Genomic DNA, 19280 nt, shown 5'->3' with positions numbered 1-19280 from the left:
TCTAAGATTGGACCCCATTGGTGCCTATAATCCTTTTTTCACCATGAAGCTGATTAGGTCTACTATTCTTGCAGAGTATCCCCACTCGTTATCATACCATGATACGATTTTTGCAAGGTTCCCATCGATTACCATAGTAGATAATCCATCAACGATAGAGGAGCGCGGATCCTGTCTGTAATCAATCGATACTAGCGGCTCATCGCTAAAGCCCATGATTCCTTTCAACTCACTATCCGCTGCTGCTTTTAACGCTTCATTGATTTCTTCAGCAGTTGTATTTTTATCTAATTCGCACACTAAATCTACTACAGAAACTGTAGGCGTAGGTACTCTCATGGCAAATCCATTTAATTTTCCTTTTAATTGCGGCAATACAAGCGCAACTGCTTTTGCTGCACCTGTTGTAGTAGGAATAATAGATTCAGCAGCAGCTCTGGCTCTTCGTAAATCTTTGTGTGGAAGATCTAAGATTCTTTGGTCATTTGTATAAGCATGAACGGTTGTCATTAATCCTTTTTTGATTCCGAATTTCTCATCGATTACTTTTGCAAAAGGTGCTAAGCAGTTTGTAGTACAAGAAGCATTAGAAATAATATGATGGTTTGCAGGATCATACTTGTCTTGATTTACACCCATTACGATTGTAATATCTTCATCTTTTGCTGGAGCAGAAATGATAACCTTTTTTGCACCCGCCTTAACATGCTTCATTGCTTTATCTTTTTGAGTGAAGACACCTGTTGATTCAACAACAATATCAACACCCAATTGTCCCCACGGAATATTTTCAGGATCTTTTTCTGCAAAGATTTTTACTTCTTTTCCATTAACGATTAATGCATTTTCTTTTACTTCTACTGTACCATTAAATTTACCAAAGCAGCTGTCATACTTCAATAAATGTGCTAAAGTTTCTGCATCAGTCAAATCATTAATTGCTACGATCTCAAAATCATTTTGCTGACCTTCAAAGGCAATCTTGAATGCATTTCTTCCTATTCTTCCAAATCCGTTAATACCAACTTTTACACTCATAAATCTTCCTCCTTTAAATTAATCTATTTCAAAATTTCTATAGCTAACCCTTCATCAATCACCAAAACCATATTGGGATTCAATTTACTGATGGCCATCACAGCCTCTGCCTTTTCTACACCCGTAGCAGCGCCGATGATATGTTTCAACTCTTTATAATGATTTAAGCTGACCCCAATCGTATTAATTTCTTCTACAATTTCACCATTTTTGTTAAAATAGTAGCCAAAGGCTTCTGCCACAGCGCTGTGTTGAATCAATTCTTCAATTTTATCCTGGGACAATCCCCTTCTAGAGGCCATCTTATCCGCTCTTCCAATACCAAAAAGTAATACTTCAATTTTTTGAACAAAATCCATGGCATCCCTTATATGCGGGTCTTCGTATAAGCTAGTCAAAATGTCTTTGGATATATGATCCGGCATATATAAAAGCTTATAGGAACCTCCCAGCTTTTTTGCAAGGCTTGCTGCGATCGTATTGGCTTGTTTCTCTACATCTTTTCCCAGGCCTCCTCTGGCTGGAATCACGGTTATATTCATTTTCTTAGTAGTGTCCTCAACCATTTCTTCAGCAATTGTAGCCATTGTACGGCCTCCGGTAACACCGACCACTGTATTGGGTCGTAGTAGAGATTTCAGATAAGCAGAAGTTACCTTTCCAATTTCTCTTAATACCATAGGATCTTCATTTGCATTGCCTGGTACAATAATTGCCTTCTTAATATTTAATCTTTTTTCAATTTGATCTTCAATGCTTGTCAATCCTTTGAACCTATGGATAAAGTGTTTTAGCGTCTCCAGAGTATTCTCTCCAAGTTCTGTTGTATTCATTCCTTCTGCTTTGATTTCGATGAACCCTTGTTCCTTTAAAAAATTAACTTCTCCACGAATTACTCTTTCCCCCATGCCAAGAGCTGCGGAAAGATTCCTCCGTCCAATGGGCTGGTGGAAATAGATCAGTCTCAGTATATTATATCTTTCAATCAATGTGTTAATCAGCTCTGGGATAATTTTCTTCTGAAGATCAAACAATTTTTCTAAATCAAAATCTTCTCTCATACTGGACTTTTCGCCACCCCTCCAATCTGCTATACTTTTCAGTATAGCCCTTATGTACGGGACTTTATTCGTCCCTATAGTCATTTTTAGTCCCTATTGAAACAAAAAAATATCCTAACCATATTTTAGTATATATTTCTATAAAAAGCAATAGCTGAAAAAAGCATTTTGCTTGAAAATGTCCAGAAAACGTTTTTAACATAAAAAAGAGCGTAAAATTTACGCCCTTAATACCGTTTTCTCTTAGATGAAGATAGAATATTCATTTCATCTCTATACTTTGCCACTGTTCTTCGTGAAATGTTAATGCCTTTTTCCTGCAACATTTCTGCGATGATTTGATCACTCAAAGGTTTTTGGTGATTCTCTTCCTCAATCATTTCCCTAATCATACTCTTAATACTTTGTGAAGCAACGCCTTCGCCTTCTTGATTAGATACGCCACTAGTAAAAAAGAATTTAATCTCAAAAGTCCCTCTTGGCGTCTGCATATACTTTCCATTAACTGCGCGGCTAACCGTTGACTCATGAACGCCTACTTCTTCTGCAATCTGTTTCAGCGTTAAAGGTTTTAGGCTTCTTTTTCCATTTTCAAAAAATTCTAGCTGATATTCTACAATCGCCTTAACAACTTTGTAAATCGTTTGCCTTCTCTGTTCAATGCTTTTAATCAGCCACATAGCCGAGTTCAGCTTATCTGTAAGAAATTTAGAAGTATTGGAGTCTTTCTCTTCATGCATCAATAATCGTTTATAGTAGCTACTAATCGATAATCTTGGTGCAGTTGAGTCATTTACAATAACGATATATTCTCCGTCAATTTTCTCTACAGATACATCCGGTGTTATATATTTAATATCGTCATCGGAACTAAAGAGCCTTCCGGGCTTAGGTTCCAGCGTTTTGATAAAATCTGCAATTTCCTGTACTTCCTTTGGAGATATATTGAGATCCTTAGAGATATTCGCCAGCCTGTTTTCTGCTAAATCATCTAAATGGGTCGTGACGATCTCAAATATTTTAGGGTTCTCTACTCCCTTTTGTTTTAACTGAATGAGCAGACATTCCTTTAAGTTCCTGGCTGCAATGCCTGGAGGGTCAAAAGTTTGTACAATAGACAATATATTTTCAATAATTTGATTGCTCACTTGAAAATAAGCTGCAATCTCTCCTATATCCATAGTTAGATAGCCATTTCTATCTAAGCTCTCTATAATAAATTTTGCTACATTCTTATATTGACTTTTTAAAATGGAAAACTGTAGCTGAAAGAGTAAATGATCCGTTAGTGAAGTATCCGTTGAAACGAATTGTTCGAAAGAAATATCTTCTTTTTGTTCTCTCGATGATGTTTGGCGATAGCTAATATCATCATATTCTCTAAAATATTCCTTCCAGTCGATTTCATCCTTCTCTATTTTTTCCGGTTTTTCCGTTTTCTGAACGGTATCACTCTCTGCAGTAGGAGATATATCTAATACAGGGTTTGTCAACAGTTGTTCATCGATAAACTGATTTAATTCCTGAGTATTATATTGTAAAATTTGTATTGCTTGTTTTAATTCAGGTGTCATTACAAGCTTCTGGATCTGTTCAATGTTTAAATGAAACCCTATTTTCATCGTTTATCTCCCTCCTCTACACACTGCTTTGCTTGTTATATTCTATAGTCACATACAAGAATCATACCTATTTACGTAATATTATACCATTAAATTATTGTTAAATAAAGCTTGTTCCACAATTTGCTCGAAAGACGGAAAATAGGCAGGAACTTCTCCTGCCTACTGATCGCCTTTTTCATAGGGAATACCATCTGCCGCCGGTGCCACTGCTTTCCCAACAAAACCCATCAACACAATCAATGTAATAATGTAGGGAATCATTGAAAGTAAATTTGTAGATACCTGCAGTCCTACTTGCGGACTTCCCAAATAAATTTGGATGCCTGTTGTAGCGCCAAATAACAGGCACGCCAGCATAGCCCCATGGGGCTTCCATTTACCGAAAATCATTGCTGCCATTGCAATAAACCCCTGACCGGATATCAGCGTTGGCCTAAAGGAAGCTACAATAGCCATACTCAGGGAAGCACCACCCCATCCTGCCAAAATACCTGATAATATTACTGAAAAATACCGTATTCGCTGTACATTTACACCAAGGGTATCCGCTGCCTTTGGATGCTCCCCTACGGCACGAATCCGTAACCCAAGCTTGGTTTTGTATAGTACATACCAAGATATAAGTACTAATATAAAAGCAATATAGACTGAAGCATATTGATTAAATATAATTCCAGGAATACTCCCTGCCTCAAAAAATTGGTTCAAAGGTCTTGGAAGCTTTGCATCTAAAGGAATCGGCGGTGTCGTCGTAGCATTTTGGAACAGCCTTCTGGATAGAAATAAAGCAAACCCTGGTGCTAGGAAATTAATTGCAATCCCAGAAACTGTTTGGTCCGCATGAAAACTAACCGAAGCAATCGCATGAAGAAGACCAAACAGTCCACCTGCCAAGCCTCCTATCAAAAACCCAATCCATGGCACCCACCATAAATGTCCATAGGTTTGTGCAAGGATATAAGTGGATGCAGCTCCTGAAAAAGCACCGATAGTCATCATGCCTTCAATTCCAATATTGACTACACCTGAATTTTCTGAGAACACAGCTCCTAAAGCTCCATAGATCAGGGGTGTTGAATACATGAGTGTAGTTGCCAAAATAAAAGCCAAATCTCTCATCGTCTATTGAACCTCCTTTTGGAGTTTTTTTCGATTGAATAGGATTAGGACATGCCTAAAAATCCTATAGGTAGCAATAAAGAAAATAATGGATCCGATTACAATATTGATAACTTCCGTCGGTACTCCAATGGTTTGCATTTTGCTTCCCCCATAAGTTAATCCTCCAAAAAGGAATGCCGATAACACCACACCAAAAGGATTGTTATTTCCAATCAATGCAACAGCAATGCCGTTAAACCCGTTTCCTTCCATGGCCGCCAAAATAGAGACTCGAAAGGACACTCCCATAACATGTATAGCACCTGCTGCCCCTGACAATGCTCCTGCAATGGCCATGGAGAGTATAATACTTCTATTTACATTGATGCCGCCATACTTAGCGGCGTCCTTATTGAAACCTACAGCCCGCAATTCATATCCGATGGTAGTTTTAAACAATAGGTAAAAAATAAGGCCAGTAATCACCAGAGCGATGATAATTCCCCAATTCACCTTCGTGGCAGGGCCAAGCAGATCTCTCATCCAAGCGATAGAAATACGTGCGCTTTCATGAATATCATAAGACGCCTCTGTATTTGGTCTTTTAAATCCTGGTTGTTCAATGGTAAAATTCATCGTATAGAGGGCAATCCAGTTGAGCATAATGGTTGCGATTACTTCATGAATACCAAATCTTGCTTTTAAAAATCCGGCAATACTTCCCCAAAGCGCCGCTGCTAATACTGCACCGAAAAAAACAATAGGGATATGTATTATGGAAGGGAGCTTTAAAAAGTATCCTAGTAACGCAGCTGTTAATGCACCTATGATAAATTGACCCTCTGCACCGATATTAAATAAACCCGTACGAAATGCAAAAGCAACAGACAGACCCGTCAAGATCAGTGGTGTCGCTCGAATCACAGTCCAAGCAATATATCTAGGCTGTGAAAATATTCCTTCTAACATCAAACGGTAAGCCGCTAAAGGACTATATCCCGACAGAAAAATAATAAGTGCACCTACTAAAAGTCCCATAATGATAGACAGTAGGGTTAAAACCAAAGTCTCATTGATCACAAAGCTCTTTAGTTTTTCTTTTCTGCTATTTGCTTCCATTAGCGTTCACCCCCTGCCATCATCAATCCCAATTGATTCTCATTTGTCTCTTTCGCATTAACTTTTCCAACGATCGTTCCTTCATAAATCACAGCTATATTATCTGAAACACTCATAACTTCATCCAACTCAAAAGAAACCAATAAAACTGCCTTATTTTTATCTCGTTGATCTACCAGGAAACGGTGTACAAATTCGATTGCACCTACGTCGAGCCCCCTAGTCGGTTGAGCTGCAATCAGCAGATCTGGATCATTGGTAATCTCTCTTGCAATAATTACTTTTTGTTGATTGCCGCCAGATAATGATCGGGCTTTTAACGCTTTATTGCGGGGCCTCACATCAAACTTTTCCATTAAGTTCTCTGCAAAGGCATAAATTTCCGAAAAGTTAAGTCTTATCCCTTTAGAAAATGGCTCTTTTCGATAATTCTCCAGCACCATGTTTTCTGCAATCGTAAAATCCAATACTAAGCCATGTTTTTGCCGATCCTCTGGAATATTACAAACCCCCGCTTCAAATACTTCCCTTGGCGTTCTGTTTGTAATATCTTTTCCATTAATCAATACTCTTCCACTTTTAATTTTTCTCAGTCCTGTAATTGCCTCAATAAGTTCTGTCTGCCCATTTCCGTCTACGCCGGCAATACCTAAAATCTCGCCCGAACGAACTTCCAGATTCAATCCTTTTACTGCTTCTTGGCCTCGGTTATCTTCTACTACAAGATTTTCGATCTTAAGCACGACCTCTTCAGCTTCTCTTTCTTCTTTATCAACCTCAAAGCTGACTTCTCTTCCAACCATCATTGAAGCCAACTCATTTTCACTGGTTGTATCTACGTCCACCGTTTCAATATATTTCCCTCTGCGAATGATGGTGCAATAATCAGCTGCCGCCTTGATTTCCTTTAATTTATGCGTAATTAAAATAATAGATTTTCCTTGTTCCGTTAGATTATGCATAATTGCAACAAGTTCTTTAATTTCTTGCGGTGTTAAGACAGCTGTAGGTTCGTCCAAAATTAAAATATCGGCACCTCGATAAAGGGCTTTTAAAATCTCTACCCGCTGTTGCATCCCAACGGTAATATCCTCGATTTTTGCTTCCAGATCTACTTGTAAGCCGTATTTTTCAGATATACTTCGTACATCTTCAATGGCTTTTTTCATATTCACACGATTGAATCCTAGAGTTGGTTCCATCCCTAATATGATGTTTTCTGCTACTGTAAAGGGTTTTACCAACATAAAATGCTGATGAACCATCCCCACACCATGGGCAATAGAAACATTAGGATTTTTCACTTCTACCTTCTTTCCCTTAATCCATATTTCTCCACTGGTAGGTGTATATAAGCCGTAGAGGATATTCATCAATGTAGACTTACCGGCACCGTTCTCCCCAAGCAAAGCATGAACTTCTCCCTTATGTACCTTAAGTTGAACATGGTCATTTGCAACAAAGTCACCAAATTTCTTCACAATATCCTTCATTTCAATGACTGGGGTATTAAAATCGATATGTTTTTTATGGGTATTCAAAAGGATACCTCCTAACTACTGAAAAATAATGATTTGCATTTATTATTATACTAAAATTGTCAATTCATAACAACAGCTTATTGAAAGGTTACAAAATCTACTCATTTTCACGCTGAAAATTCAAGCCCAGAACGTATGTCCTGGGCTTGAATTTTTTTATTACTGTGCTTCAAATTCTTCTTTGCTTTGCGGAACTTTGATTTCTCCGCTAACAATTTTTCCTTTTAGGCTCTCAACTTCGGCTAGTATTTCAGCTGGTACATGCTTGTCAGAAGTAGGAGCGATATCAACGCCACCTTCAGCCAAACCGTAAACCACTGTTGTTCCACCAGGGAAGTTTCCGTCTTTTAACTCTTCAGCAATATTAAACATTGCATTGTCAACACGCTTCATCGCTGAGGTGATTACATGGTCTGGTGCATCTGCATTTTGATCCTTATCAACACCGATTGCAAATTTATTTTGCTCTCTGGCTACTTCAATCATACCATTACCTGTATCTCCAGCAGCATGGAATATGATATCTGCGCCTTGTTGATACATACCTTCTGCAATACTTCTACCAATTGCCGGCTTATCAAACGCTCCAGCATATTGCTCTAAAACTTCTGCATCTGGGTTTGCAAATTTAACACCAGCTTTGAAACCATAGTGGAATCTGTGAATTACATCAAAGTCCATTCCACCGATAAAGCCTACTTTATTTGTCTTTGTCATCTTGCCTGCAATATATCCTACTAAGAAGGATGCCTCTTGTTCTTTAAATACAACGCCAACTAAGTTTGCAGGTGTATTTTCATATGCATAGTCAATGATAGCAAATTTTTGGTCTGGATAATTTTGAGCAGCGTCTTCAATTGTATTGCCCATTAAGAAACCGATACCCCATACTAAGTCATTTCCTTGGTCTACTAATGTCTCAATATTTGTTTCATAGTCTGCTTCTTGTCTTGACTCTAAGTAATTAGCTTCAACACCTAATTCACTTTTTGCTCTTTGTAAGCCTTCCCAAGCAGATTGGTTAAAGGAACGGTCATTTACACCGCCTACGTCGGTTACCATGGCAATCTTTACAGCTTGTTCAGCAGGTGCTGGTGTTTCTCCTTGTGGTGCTGGTGCTTTTGGTGCACAGCCGGCAAGTAAACCTAAAACAAGCACCATTGCTAAGAATACTGACATTCTTTTTCTTAACATCTAAGATTCCTCCTCTAATTTTTTTGTCTTCCCCTAGACATTAGCCTTATAATATTCTATATTCTTTTGTTAAAATCCTGCTATCCTTCTATTTTTTTCTAATTAATTTTAGATATTCATATCCAGAAAAAGGAAAATCTCCAGCCTAAGCTGGAGCTTCCTATATACATTAGCAAATACCGCCTTCTTGGGCTACAAATCCAGCCTTAGCCAAGACGCGCATCGCCTCTTGCAATTTGTCTTCGGCAATCATAACAATAGGTCCTGTGCATCCCATACCGCTCTCTGCATAGATGCCAGCCTTCCACAGCGCCTTTACTGCATCTTCTAAATCCATGATGTCAATTCCTGAAATTGAGCCAGTAACTACTTCTTTTGGTGGCGCTGTGATCTCTCCTTCATCTTCCTGGGCAGCTTTTTTTGTATCCTTGGACAGCCCTTTTAGGATTTCATCCAGCTTTGCTTCCCTTGCCTTTTTAAACTCTCTTGCTGCTACTTCTACCAGGTCGCCTTTTGCCAGTCCTGCTGCATATTTGATTGCATTGGCTACCACGGGTACGCCAGAGGCTCTGGATAGAATAAGGATTACCCGTTTGTAATCTTCTCCTACCCCAGGTCCATAGCCATAGCCTAAGGCTTCATAGCTTCCCCCTGTAGTATAGGAAGAAAATACTTTCATCATGATATTTCCGGTTAGGGTATCGCTTACCATCACGTCTACGGTTCCTGCCAGCAGGTCATTGCCTCTCATGACTGCTCCACCGTCGGATCTCATGGATTCTGAGAAGTTTACGGGGTATCCATTGGCGTTTAGTTCTTTTAATGCTTTCTCGGTTTGTCTTGCACCATCTAAGTTCAGAATTCCTACTGTTGGATTTTCAATCCCCATTGCTTTCGCAGTAATGATACCATAGATCGCATTTTTTACCATGGCCTCTACTCTATGGGCAGATGAGGTGCCCGTAGTGGTAGCTAAGAACATTTCCCGGCCCATACCCGGTGTAATTACTTTTCCAACGGTGGATACACCAATCGGAAAGTTGTAGTGCATGGTAACGCAGGCTTTGATATAGCCGCTGTCTAAAAGTTCTTCCATCTTTTTGTGCATTTCTTCTTCGTTATTGACTTCTACTATTTCTAAGGGGGTATCTACCTTTGGACCAATGAGGACAATGTCAAAGTCTGTACTTGTTTTTGCTGCCAGCTCCGCACCTTTTACCAGGTTATCTACCCCATGCTCGCTGCCTAGGGTAGTAAGACCGACCTTTATTTTTGCACCAAATTGCCCTGTTTCAATGGCATCGGCGATATCTATAAATACTTTTCCTATCATCTGTTTTACAGATTTGTTTTCGGTCATTGTCATCACTCCTATTCTCCTAAAAGATGTGATGCAAAGTCTCTCATTGCTTCTGCAATAAAGCTCTTAACCTGCTCTTGGGATACAGCAGCGTCCTTTGTCTCTACTTTTCCATTATTTCTTTCCATTACAATGGATACGCCATCAAATTGGTTGGTCATGCGTCCTAAGAACAGGCTTCCTTTTCCTACAATCATAGCTCTGTTTAAGCTTCCTTCTGTCAAATCTTCTCTGGCAAAGCCAACGTAAGGTACTCCTGAAGGAATATGTCCCTGTGTTGGTGCCCATCCTGGCATACCGTGTTTTTCAACGAAACCGGCTAAGTCTTTTCGATCTAACTCATTTCGCTTTACTCCTAGGGCTGCAATCATTTTATAGTTCGCTTCCGGTACATCTCCTGCACCGGCAGGTTTTGTAACATCAGGATTTTGCATTTCTACAGAATATTTATCAATATCTGTAATCTTCAGTCCACCCTTGTCCAGCGGTGCAGTAATTAGAGCGGTAATCACTGCCTGTGGTGAAGATCCGGTTCCTACGGTATGTCTTCCTACAAGGTCTGTACGAAGTACCGGGTTCACGCCATCATTCTTACTGACTAAGATAGCAAAACCACCTAAGGTATCCTCTAGAATCGGCATACCTTTCTTTACATGGTCTTTTCCGTTCATCCCCAGCTTCGCTGTAGCCCCGCCAGCTACCAATACTACGTTATTATATACACCGGATTGTACCAAGGCTGCCGCCTGAATCAGGGCATGGGTTGGTGCTGCACAAAAACCTCTTGTATCAGAGCCTGTAGCATTGGCTGCACCGACTACTTCAGCAATGGCTTTTGCAAAGTTTCCGCCGCCCCTTTGGTTCATATCCCCGCAGGCCTCTTCTGAACATTCGATGACATAGTCAATGTCCTTAATATCAATATTATTCTTTTCAATTAAGTGTTTAAAAGCTAGAACACCGGAAGCTTTAACTACAAGATTTTCAAAGAGAACATGGGCATTCAGGTTAGAATCAATATCATGAGCTCTTTTTACGCAGCCCACTAGCTTGTTTTCATGATAAAGCGCCTCTGCATGCTGCTCGTGAATAAACTTTTCAATCTCTGAAAGGTCTTCCCCTTCTTTTAAGGCGGCTAATTCTGCTTCTGTAAACAATGGATGCTTCGCCAATTTCTCTTTCACTGATGTTATGAAAGCTTTGTCCAGCTTTACTAAATCAAATGCATCGGACATCTTCATCATACCAATGAATTCATCCTGGGGCATGATTTCGCCAAACCTGCCGAAACGGTCTGCATTTGCTACATCCCTATCATACCAAGGCATTTCATAGCTTCTTAGCTCCTCCGGCGTTAGGTTTCCGATATACACCTGATTGGGTGCATAATTGATTACCTGTTCAAAGGATCTTGTATTCTCAGGCACCTTCTTAAGATATTCTGAATCAGGATTGGCAAGTCTTTCAGTAGTTTGTGTTGTACCATTATGAAGAATCATATCAGGGGTATACACTAAAACGTAACCAGCACCCCTTACAACGGCATAACTCATAGCCTTCACCTCCGCTTAATATAAAAAGATTATTTTGCTGTAAGCATATCCTTGCAGCTCGCAGCTGCAGACCATATAAAAAGTGTTGATAATCCTATTAGATCTTAATGAATGTTTTAAATAAATGGGTGATGAAAGTATCACCCATTTATTTGCTAGTCTTAGCAGCTGCCAGCTGCAGAAACAGCTGGCCTATCATTAATTTTCGAATACTGTTTGTCCTTCTACTTCTGTTTCTAAAGCCTTAAGTGCCTTCTCAACAATCTTTCTTCTTAGCTTTTTCTCCTCTGCTGGCTCTAAAGCTGGATTGCCAAGTGGGTGAGGTATTGCAATAGCTGGTACAATTCTGTTTGCCCCAACTGTTAGAGAAATCGGCACTACTGTACAGATATGCACAACAGGAATTCCTGCTCTTTCTATTTCTTTTACCATTGTTGCACCGCAACGTGTACAAGTACCTCAGGTGGAGGTTAGGATAACCGCATCCACACCATCTGCCACCAGTTCCTTGGAGAATTCAGCTGCAAATTGTTTAGAGTTTGCAACAGAGGTACCGTTTCCTACGGTTGTATAGAAGTATTTGTGCAGTTCTCCAATAACACCTTCTTTTTCCAAGTCACGAAGTACATCTACTGGCAGTACTCTATCAGCATCTGCATTTGCATATACTGGGTCATATCCACCATGAGCCGTTTCATGAGATGCCTCTGTAAGATCCCCAAACTGTGCAATATCATACTTGCCATATTTTGAGGCACTTGAGGACTCAATATGATTTGGGTTGCCTTTTGGAACAATACCACCAGATGTAACAAGTGCAATCTTAGCCTTAACCATATCCTTTACAGCTGGATTTGGCGTTACATTATCAAAATCCGGCATTGGATACTCTGTTATAAATTCCTGCCCCTTAAGTTTTTTCATCATCATATCTACTGCTCTTTTGGAACCTCTATCTTCTGTGAAAATGTTCTTACGAACACCTCTTGGAATATAACCGTCAACATTTGGTGCTTTAATTTCTTCTCCTTTAGCTAACTTCAGAGCAAGTTTTGCTAAGGCAGGTGCAGCTGTTCTCATTGCAGCAGCAGAGTTTCCTGTTTCTACAATGTATAAATCCTTTTTATACATATCTGCACCAGGATTTTCAATATACATTGCTGTAGCTACCGGAATATTCAATTCCTCTTTAACGATTTTAGAAATAGAACCGCAAGCTACACCATATCTTCCTGCATTAAATGCCGGTCCTGCAATGAACAAATCAGGATTGTATTTTTTTACCATTTCTAGAATTTCTGTCTTAGCATCTTCAAGGTTTTCGTTATAATAGGAATCTCCACAAATAACCGTAGCCACGATTTCAGCTTCGCCTCCAAAGGCTGCTTTTAATGCGGCTCCGGGCCCAACTACACCGTCCCGTACCTCTGGCTTAATATCTGCCTTTTCTTCTCCGCCGATTCCGGCAAAGAACTGGTTTATATAATGAACAACTCTAATTTTGCTCATAGTTTCCCCCCTCTCTTATTTTTACAATGGGAAATTGTTTTTTCGTTACAGAATTGTTCTTTTTAATATTTTGTAAATTGCTCTCTGATTGAAGTCATTTCAGCAACGATAGAATCTACATCTAACACCATTTCCATCATTCCGATTTGTTCATCATATACATCAGCGTCTACATTATCTTTAAACTCCGGTTCTACTGCATGGTATACTCTGAGTCCTAACTGGACTCCTGCCAATGAACCTGCATACGTTGGGTCTCCGTTTGTTACGGTTTCAGCAGCTAAGCCTGCAGCTTCCGCTTCCGCCGCACCAAGAAGTACGATAATATTTTCAGCACCATACTTCTCCGTCAAATTTTTAACCCTATTTTGATTCTCCAGGTCCATTGCGCCAGCAGCCGTTCAGACAAAGCACTCCGTTGCAGAAAACACAACTTCTGCGCCTGTGTTCTTTAGGCACTCTTCCATAGCAGGACCCGGTATGCCATCTCTGTCGCCAATGATGATGACCTTTTTACCATCATACATACTCATGGATACCATCCTCTCATTATTTTATTGTTCTATTTTTAGAAGCTTGTTGCAGAAATTTTATTGAATCCTAGTTCATTGGTAGCTCCTGTAATTACTTGAATCTCAGCAACAATGCTGCCGTCTTCCTTTAAGCTGCCATCAAAACCGCCAGCAATTTTATCCGTATAATCCAACATACCAATAATTTTTTTCATCGGTGGCAATTCAATTACCTCGTTGGCATTTCCGCCGGTTACAACTGCATCTGCCTTTGGATCTGCATCTGCAAGGGATTGTGATGCACCGTCACGACCAGCATATTCATCGGTAACGATGACCGTTTTGATTCCTTCATTTTCTATCTTTCTAGTGTTCATGATCAGGTCCGTATCTGGATTTCCGAAACCTTCCTGAGAAATGATCGCACCATCTAGACCTAGGAACTTACAAAGTTTTGCAGTCCAGTTAGATGATCTTTCTTTATCTGCCAGGTAAACGTTTTCATTTGTGATGATTACACCCACAAAGTTTAATTCCTTGCCATGTTTCTCAAAGAGATCATGGATGATTGGATTATTTTGATGATGGTAAGTTGTGTTTTTGTCGCAGGCAGAAACGCAATTTCCACTTAAGATCGCCCCATCCATTACCTCCGTTGGATAAAGAATCGTTGGCACAATTTTCTTTGCATCTACCCCATAAACATAGGTATCATGAAGAAGTCCTTGTGTTTGGAGCATGTATACATAGCCAATCTTTGGCAGATTTGGGTATTGAGCGATGCTTTCCAGCAACGTCTTGGTTTCAAACACTTCTACTTCATCCGGTTGCACGTTTAATCCTGCTTTTCCGATGAAAGATGCAGCTTTTAATCCAGCCATTCGTGCAGCCGCTTCATACTCATGCTGCTTTAATCCTTCTACCGGTTCAATGACTAAGCAAACATTATAGGTCTTTGAGAATGGCGTGTATTCCGCCCCTGGTCCAGTCATGTCGATAATGCCTTCCTGGAAACCTACGATTTTGCCGCAAGTAACTACTGCAGCACCGCTTAGTACATGTGTGCGACCTGTTCCCACAGTTGTAACCTTATTAATCACGCCTGGGAAAATTCCTCCTGGTCCTTCTACCTTAACTCTTGGTTCGATTACGTCCTTAACCGGTGTAATTCTTGTTTCTTCACCCGGTTTTGCAAGATCAACATCTACGCTCTTTATGTGCTCATCTTCCATAATGAGATTGATGATCTCTTGCTTGTTCACATAGAGTGTTCCATTTTCTACTTTCGTTGTGTCACCAAATTGAACATCTTTAATCTTAATTTTTCCTAATTCAAGGCGCACATAATTCACCTCCCTTTATATTTATAGCCTACAACTGGCGCGGCTATACACGCCAGTGCATGCTACGTACTAACCAATATTTCTCTCTAACATTGCTTCAATATTAGCTTTTGTTGCATCTTCTTTTGTCACTTCATCAATTTTTTGTCCATCTTTATAAAGTGAGATCGTTGGAAGTCCTAAAACTTTTTGAGATATAGCTAATCTTCTTGCTTGTGTTGTATTTAGCTTTACAAATTTTATCTTGCCTTCATATTTTTCTGACAAACCTTCTACATCAGGCATTAAAGCAATACAAGGCTCACAGCCGTCACTCCAAAAGTCCACAAGTACTAGGCCTTGTGCTTCTAAAACTTCAGCTTGAAAAGTATCTTTATCTACAGATAACATGTTTTCACCTCCTTTAATAAACATTTGGTTTTCCATAGACTATTCTTCAAAATTATGCTCGATATATTTTTCTGCTTGAACAGCAGCAATAGCACCGTCAGCTACAGCCGTTACTACTTGTCTCAATGATTTAACACGAATGTCTCCAGCTGCAAATACACCGGCTATATTTGTCTTCATATTATCATCGGTAGGAATATAGCCTACAGAATCTAGGGTGATTTGTCCTTGATATAAGTCGCTTAGCGGCTTATATCCAACGAAAACAAAGATTCCAAAAGTGCCATCCTCTTCACTTGCATTGTATTCATTCACTTCATTGGTTACGAGGTTTTTGAACACTACTGATTCAACTACACCATCTCCCTTGATTTCAGTGATGGTAGTATTCCAGAGAAAATCTATTTTAGGATTTTTGAATGCTTTTTCTTGAATGGATTTTGCTGCTCTTAGTTCATCTCTTCGGTGAACAATCGTTACTTTTCTTGCAAATTTTGTTAGATAAATCGCTTCTTCAACAGCTGAATCTCCTCCACCTACTACGAAGACTTCTAAATCTGTAAAGAAATCTGCATCGCAAGTTGCACAGTAGGATACACCTTTACCAGTAAGTTCAATCTCACCGGGACAGCCAATCGGCTTTGGCTCTGCACCGCCGGCTATAATTACAGCTTTTGCTTGATATTCTCCTTGTTCTCCCTTAATTACTTTGATTTTTTCAGAAAAATCAACAGATTTGATTGTATCTTTTTTTCTTTCTGCGCCAAATTCTTCTACCTGCTCTACCATTCTAGCTGTCAAACTTGGGCCTGTAGCATTTGGGATAGATCCCGGATAGTTGGCCACCTCATTGGTAGTTGAAATCTGACCACCTACCTTGTTTTTCTCCAAAATCAAAGTCTTCATCTTCGCCCTCGCTGCATATAGTCCTGCAGATAATCCGGCTGGTCCTGAACCAATTATGACCACATCATATAGATTCTCCACTTCTATTCCTCCTTACATTTAAATTAATAAGTTAATACACCATTATGAAAATTGATCCATGCTTTCTACTGCACTTCTAATGAGATAATAGTCTATCAGTTCAAAATCCTGCAGTATTTTTTCAGTCCATCGCGGTGTGTTTTTTCCCTCAATAAACTTTTTTGCCGTTTCTATACTTGACTCGATGATTGAGAGTGAATCAAAGTCCAGCTCTCCTTTATCATTGCTAATGGCAACCGATTTATAAGGGGTTTCATTAGGTTTTACACTTCCAGATAATGGATGCGTTAACAATCGATGTCCTTCATGGATTTTGTCTCTTGCAATACCTAATATATCTAGATAGGTATAGTTATTCGAATAAATTATGTCCAATTTATCCTTATAATTTGCATGAACCAATGAATTATTTGTAACCAGTATTTTTTTCAACTACTTCACCCCAAGATAAAGTTCTTTTCAGGAAAACGTTTTATTGATTAGTTTTTTAAAAATATATCGAATGTATACTTCTACACAAAACAAAACAGAGAAGCATGGCAAAGAAACCTCTGCCATATCTCCTCTGTATAATAACCTGAGAGTTTCTTCTAAAAACTAGAATTGCCCCTTCGGTGCTTTTTAAAAAGCTTTCCAGAGTTCTGTCAAAATACGGTCCCTTTGCCTGAGAATTTCGCGGTGTGACAGGCAGGCCAGCACCACTTTTTCCTTCGGCGGTTCATTACGAACTCTCTCCCGCATTCATCGACCAGATCTATAGATATTCTATATGTATTTTAAAATTACCATAATTTCTTTCTATAACCATTATATTATAAATGTGAAATTCCTGACAACATTTTTCTCACATTTTTACGATGAATTTTTCGTAATGTCCCTTTGCTTTGTATGATTTATTCAATTCTTACTATTCTATCTCTATCAATTTATACTGATTTTTTCCTAAACCGAGTTTTTCACTATACTCTAGAATATACTCCGAATGAACATCTTGATAGAGCCCTTGGAACTTATCCTCTCCTTCTCCATAGTTGCAGGTTAGCGCATTTTGATATTGAACGTAAATTGATAAAATATACTTTACTACTCAATTGTATACCCCTTTCTGACAACCATAATCGAATTTGTGTTTTATGAAAATTTTCTAATTTCCTCTTAAATAAAATACAGCCAATAACCCAGGTCCTGTATGAGTACCGATAGTGCAGCCGATTTCTGTTGAAACCAACTCTTGCGGCGCAAATTCTTTAATGACTTCCTGCTTTAAAACCTCGAAATCTTCCGAATTCATACCATGGGCAATGCCCATTCGCTCGCATTCTCTTTCTATTCCTCTTTCTTTAGCGAGCTCAATCATACGGGGTATGATCTTTTTGCTGCCTCGCACCTTATCTAGCGGTTCTACTTTACCATCCTGGATCGTTAAAATAGGTTTTACATTAAGGATTGTTCCAATTGCCGCCTTCGTTGCACTAAGTCGCCCGCCTCTTTTTAAAAATTCCAGGGTTTCAACGGAAAATAAATGATCTACGCGCTTTTTCATATTTTCAATTCTATGCAATATTTCCTCTTTAGATTTGCCTTCCTTGGCCATTCTTGCAGCTTCTACTACAATCATTCCACAAGAATAGGACAAAGCCAACGTATCAATCACAGTAATTTGCGTTGAAGCTAATTGCTTAGCCGCCATAAGGGCTGATTGATGCGTTCCGCTTACACCCGAGGACCCATTAATTACAATAACCTCATATCCGGCTTTTAATGCCTTCTCCATCTCTCTCATAAATTCGTTGGGGGGAACTTGAGAAGTATTCGGCAATTGCTCGGACTGCTTCAATTTTTCAAAAAACTGCCCTGTAGTTATATCCTCTCTATCCTTATATTCTTGACTTCCAAAACGAATGGTTAAGGGCATAACAGAAATTTCATATTGCCTCACAAGGGATAAGGGTATGTCCGACAAACTATCGGTAATGATTTTAATCGGTTTCATGCCTATTGCCTCCTCTTATTTATCAGAGTGTCTTTCATCCAAAAAATAGATTGCTACTGCACCTGGCCCTGCATGAGTTCCTACAACACAACCGGTTTGCGATAATATTATTTCCTTTGGCGCGAAATGTTCTTCGATTTCTCCAATCAACTCCAATGCATATTCCTCATCATTAGAATGATTGATCCCAATGGTTTGATTACGAATATCGATATCATTGTTTTGAATCCAATCAATAACCCACTTTATCGCCCTTCTTCTGCCTCTTACCTTATCTTCTAAGATCAATTTCCCTTCTTCCATCTTTAGGATCGGTTTAATGTTAAGAATTTTTCCTACTATAGCCCCGACCGCACTAAGACGCCCTCCCTTATAGAGATTGTCGAGCGTATCTACAATAAATTTGTATTCCATTTTTCCAATCATATACTGTATACGCTTTACAATATCTTCTTTAGGATGCCCTTCTTTTGCCATTCTAGCCGCTTCAATTACTAAAAGTCCATATCCCAAGGTTACCCCTTTGGAATCAATTACTTCGATATCCCTATTTTTAAGCATTTCTTTTGCGGTAAGTGCTGAATTATATGTACCACTTAATGCAGAGGACATAAGAATTGCAATCACAGTATCCCCTGAACTTGTCAATTCGTCAAAAGCCTTTAAGAATTCTCCAGGAGATACCTGGGATGTAGTAGGAAGATTTTCATTTTCAGCCATTAGTTGAAAGAAGTCTTCTGGAGTTAAGTCTATGCCATCCTTATAATACTGTTCTCCAATATGCACCACCAAGGGCATCACTTTAATATTTAGCTCTTCACATAATTCTACAGGTATGTCGGAAACGCTGTCTGTTATAATTCGAATCATTTCTATCACCTCTTGTTTTGTTGGCGCTAATTATATTTTATTATCATTGGCATTATTTTACAACCTTATTTTCTTTTTCCAAAT

17 protein-coding genes and 1 riboswitch are annotated in these 19280 nt (G+C 39.2%); all 17 genes read right to left on the bottom strand.

What is annotated here, in order from left to right; genetic code table 11:
• Positions 1 to 24: 24 nt before the first annotated feature.
• A complete protein-coding gene (gene gap, locus Gferi_RS24460) occupies positions 25 to 1038 on the bottom strand; it encodes a type I glyceraldehyde-3-phosphate dehydrogenase (RefSeq protein ID WP_069980734.1) in 1014 nt (337 codons plus the stop codon).
• A gap of 23 nt (positions 1039 to 1061) precedes the next feature.
• Complete coding sequence (locus tag Gferi_RS24455) at positions 1062 to 2099, bottom strand: sugar-binding transcriptional regulator (protein WP_069980733.1); 1038 nt, start codon at positions 2097 to 2099, stop codon at positions 1062 to 1064.
• A gap of 227 nt (positions 2100 to 2326) precedes the next feature.
• Entirely contained in the window at positions 2327 to 3721 is a 1395-nt protein-coding gene (rpoN, locus tag Gferi_RS24450) for an RNA polymerase factor sigma-54 (RefSeq protein WP_069980732.1), read from the bottom strand.
• A gap of 162 nt (positions 3722 to 3883) precedes the next feature.
• Positions 3884 to 4843: an ABC transporter permease gene (locus Gferi_RS24445; RefSeq protein ID WP_069980731.1), complete on the bottom strand. Its 960-nt coding sequence runs from the start codon at positions 4841 to 4843 to the stop codon at positions 3884 to 3886.
• Between the two features lie 3 nt (positions 4844 to 4846).
• Positions 4847 to 5944, bottom strand: coding sequence for an ABC transporter permease (locus Gferi_RS24440; protein WP_069980730.1), 1098 nt, complete (start codon positions 5942 to 5944; stop codon positions 4847 to 4849).
• Positions 5944 to 7437, bottom strand: coding sequence for an ABC transporter ATP-binding protein (locus tag Gferi_RS24435; RefSeq protein ID WP_069981591.1), 1494 nt, complete (start codon positions 7435 to 7437; stop codon positions 5944 to 5946). The genes Gferi_RS24440 and Gferi_RS24435 overlap by 1 nt, the downstream gene beginning before the upstream one ends.
• Before the next feature lie 207 nt (positions 7438 to 7644).
• Positions 7645 to 8679 (bottom strand): BMP family lipoprotein, encoded by a 1035-nt coding sequence (locus tag Gferi_RS24430; RefSeq protein ID WP_069980729.1) that lies wholly within the window; start codon positions 8677 to 8679, stop codon positions 7645 to 7647.
• Positions 8680 to 8848: 169 nt separating this feature from the next.
• A complete protein-coding gene (grdD, locus tag Gferi_RS24425) occupies positions 8849 to 10039 on the bottom strand; it encodes a glycine/sarcosine/betaine reductase complex component C subunit alpha (protein ID WP_069980728.1) in 1191 nt (396 codons plus the stop codon).
• 11 nt (positions 10040 to 10050) lie between these two features.
• Positions 10051 to 11592 carry a glycine/sarcosine/betaine reductase complex component C subunit beta gene (gene grdC, locus Gferi_RS24420; protein WP_069980727.1) on the bottom strand — a complete coding sequence of 514 codons (1542 nt, stop codon included), beginning with the start codon at positions 11590 to 11592 and terminating at the stop codon, positions 10051 to 10053.
• Between the two features lie 198 nt (positions 11593 to 11790).
• Positions 11791 to 13101 carry a glycine reductase complex selenoprotein B gene (gene grdB, locus Gferi_RS24410; protein WP_083273750.1) on the bottom strand — a complete coding sequence of 437 codons (1311 nt, stop codon included), beginning with the start codon at positions 13099 to 13101 and terminating at the stop codon, positions 11791 to 11793.
• A gap of 62 nt (positions 13102 to 13163) precedes the next feature.
• A complete protein-coding gene (grdA, locus tag Gferi_RS24405; protein ID WP_083273749.1) occupies positions 13164 to 13634 on the bottom strand; it encodes a glycine/sarcosine/betaine reductase complex selenoprotein A in 471 nt (156 codons plus the stop codon).
• A gap of 35 nt (positions 13635 to 13669) precedes the next feature.
• Positions 13670 to 14956 (bottom strand): glycine/sarcosine/betaine reductase component B subunit, encoded by a 1287-nt coding sequence (locus tag Gferi_RS24395; protein WP_069980722.1) that lies wholly within the window; start codon positions 14954 to 14956, stop codon positions 13670 to 13672.
• 69 nt (positions 14957 to 15025) lie between these two features.
• Positions 15026 to 15346 carry a thioredoxin TrxA gene (trxA, locus tag Gferi_RS24390; RefSeq protein WP_069980721.1) on the bottom strand — a complete coding sequence of 107 codons (321 nt, stop codon included), beginning with the start codon at positions 15344 to 15346 and terminating at the stop codon, positions 15026 to 15028.
• Between the two features lie 39 nt (positions 15347 to 15385).
• Complete coding sequence (trxB, locus tag Gferi_RS24385) at positions 15386 to 16333, bottom strand: thioredoxin-disulfide reductase (RefSeq protein WP_069980720.1); 948 nt, start codon at positions 16331 to 16333, stop codon at positions 15386 to 15388.
• A gap of 42 nt (positions 16334 to 16375) precedes the next feature.
• Positions 16376 to 16765, bottom strand: coding sequence for a GrdX family protein (locus Gferi_RS24380; RefSeq protein WP_069980719.1), 390 nt, complete (start codon positions 16763 to 16765; stop codon positions 16376 to 16378).
• 210 nt (positions 16766 to 16975) lie between these two features.
• A riboswitch (glycine riboswitch) is annotated at positions 16976 to 17081 on the bottom strand.
• Between the two features lie 396 nt (positions 17082 to 17477).
• A complete protein-coding gene (locus Gferi_RS24375; protein WP_069980718.1) occupies positions 17478 to 18326 on the bottom strand; it encodes a DegV family protein in 849 nt (282 codons plus the stop codon).
• A gap of 15 nt (positions 18327 to 18341) precedes the next feature.
• Positions 18342 to 19196 carry a DegV family protein gene (locus Gferi_RS24370; RefSeq protein WP_069980717.1) on the bottom strand — a complete coding sequence of 285 codons (855 nt, stop codon included), beginning with the start codon at positions 19194 to 19196 and terminating at the stop codon, positions 18342 to 18344.
• Positions 19197 to 19280 lie beyond the last annotated feature (84 nt).

The organism is Geosporobacter ferrireducens, from assembly GCF_001750685.1.
In the GTDB taxonomy this organism is placed as follows: domain Bacteria; phylum Bacillota; class Clostridia; order Peptostreptococcales; family Thermotaleaceae; genus Geosporobacter; species Geosporobacter ferrireducens.
Note: the sequence above shows the minus strand (reverse complement) of the source record. Positions and strands in the feature narration are given on the sequence as shown.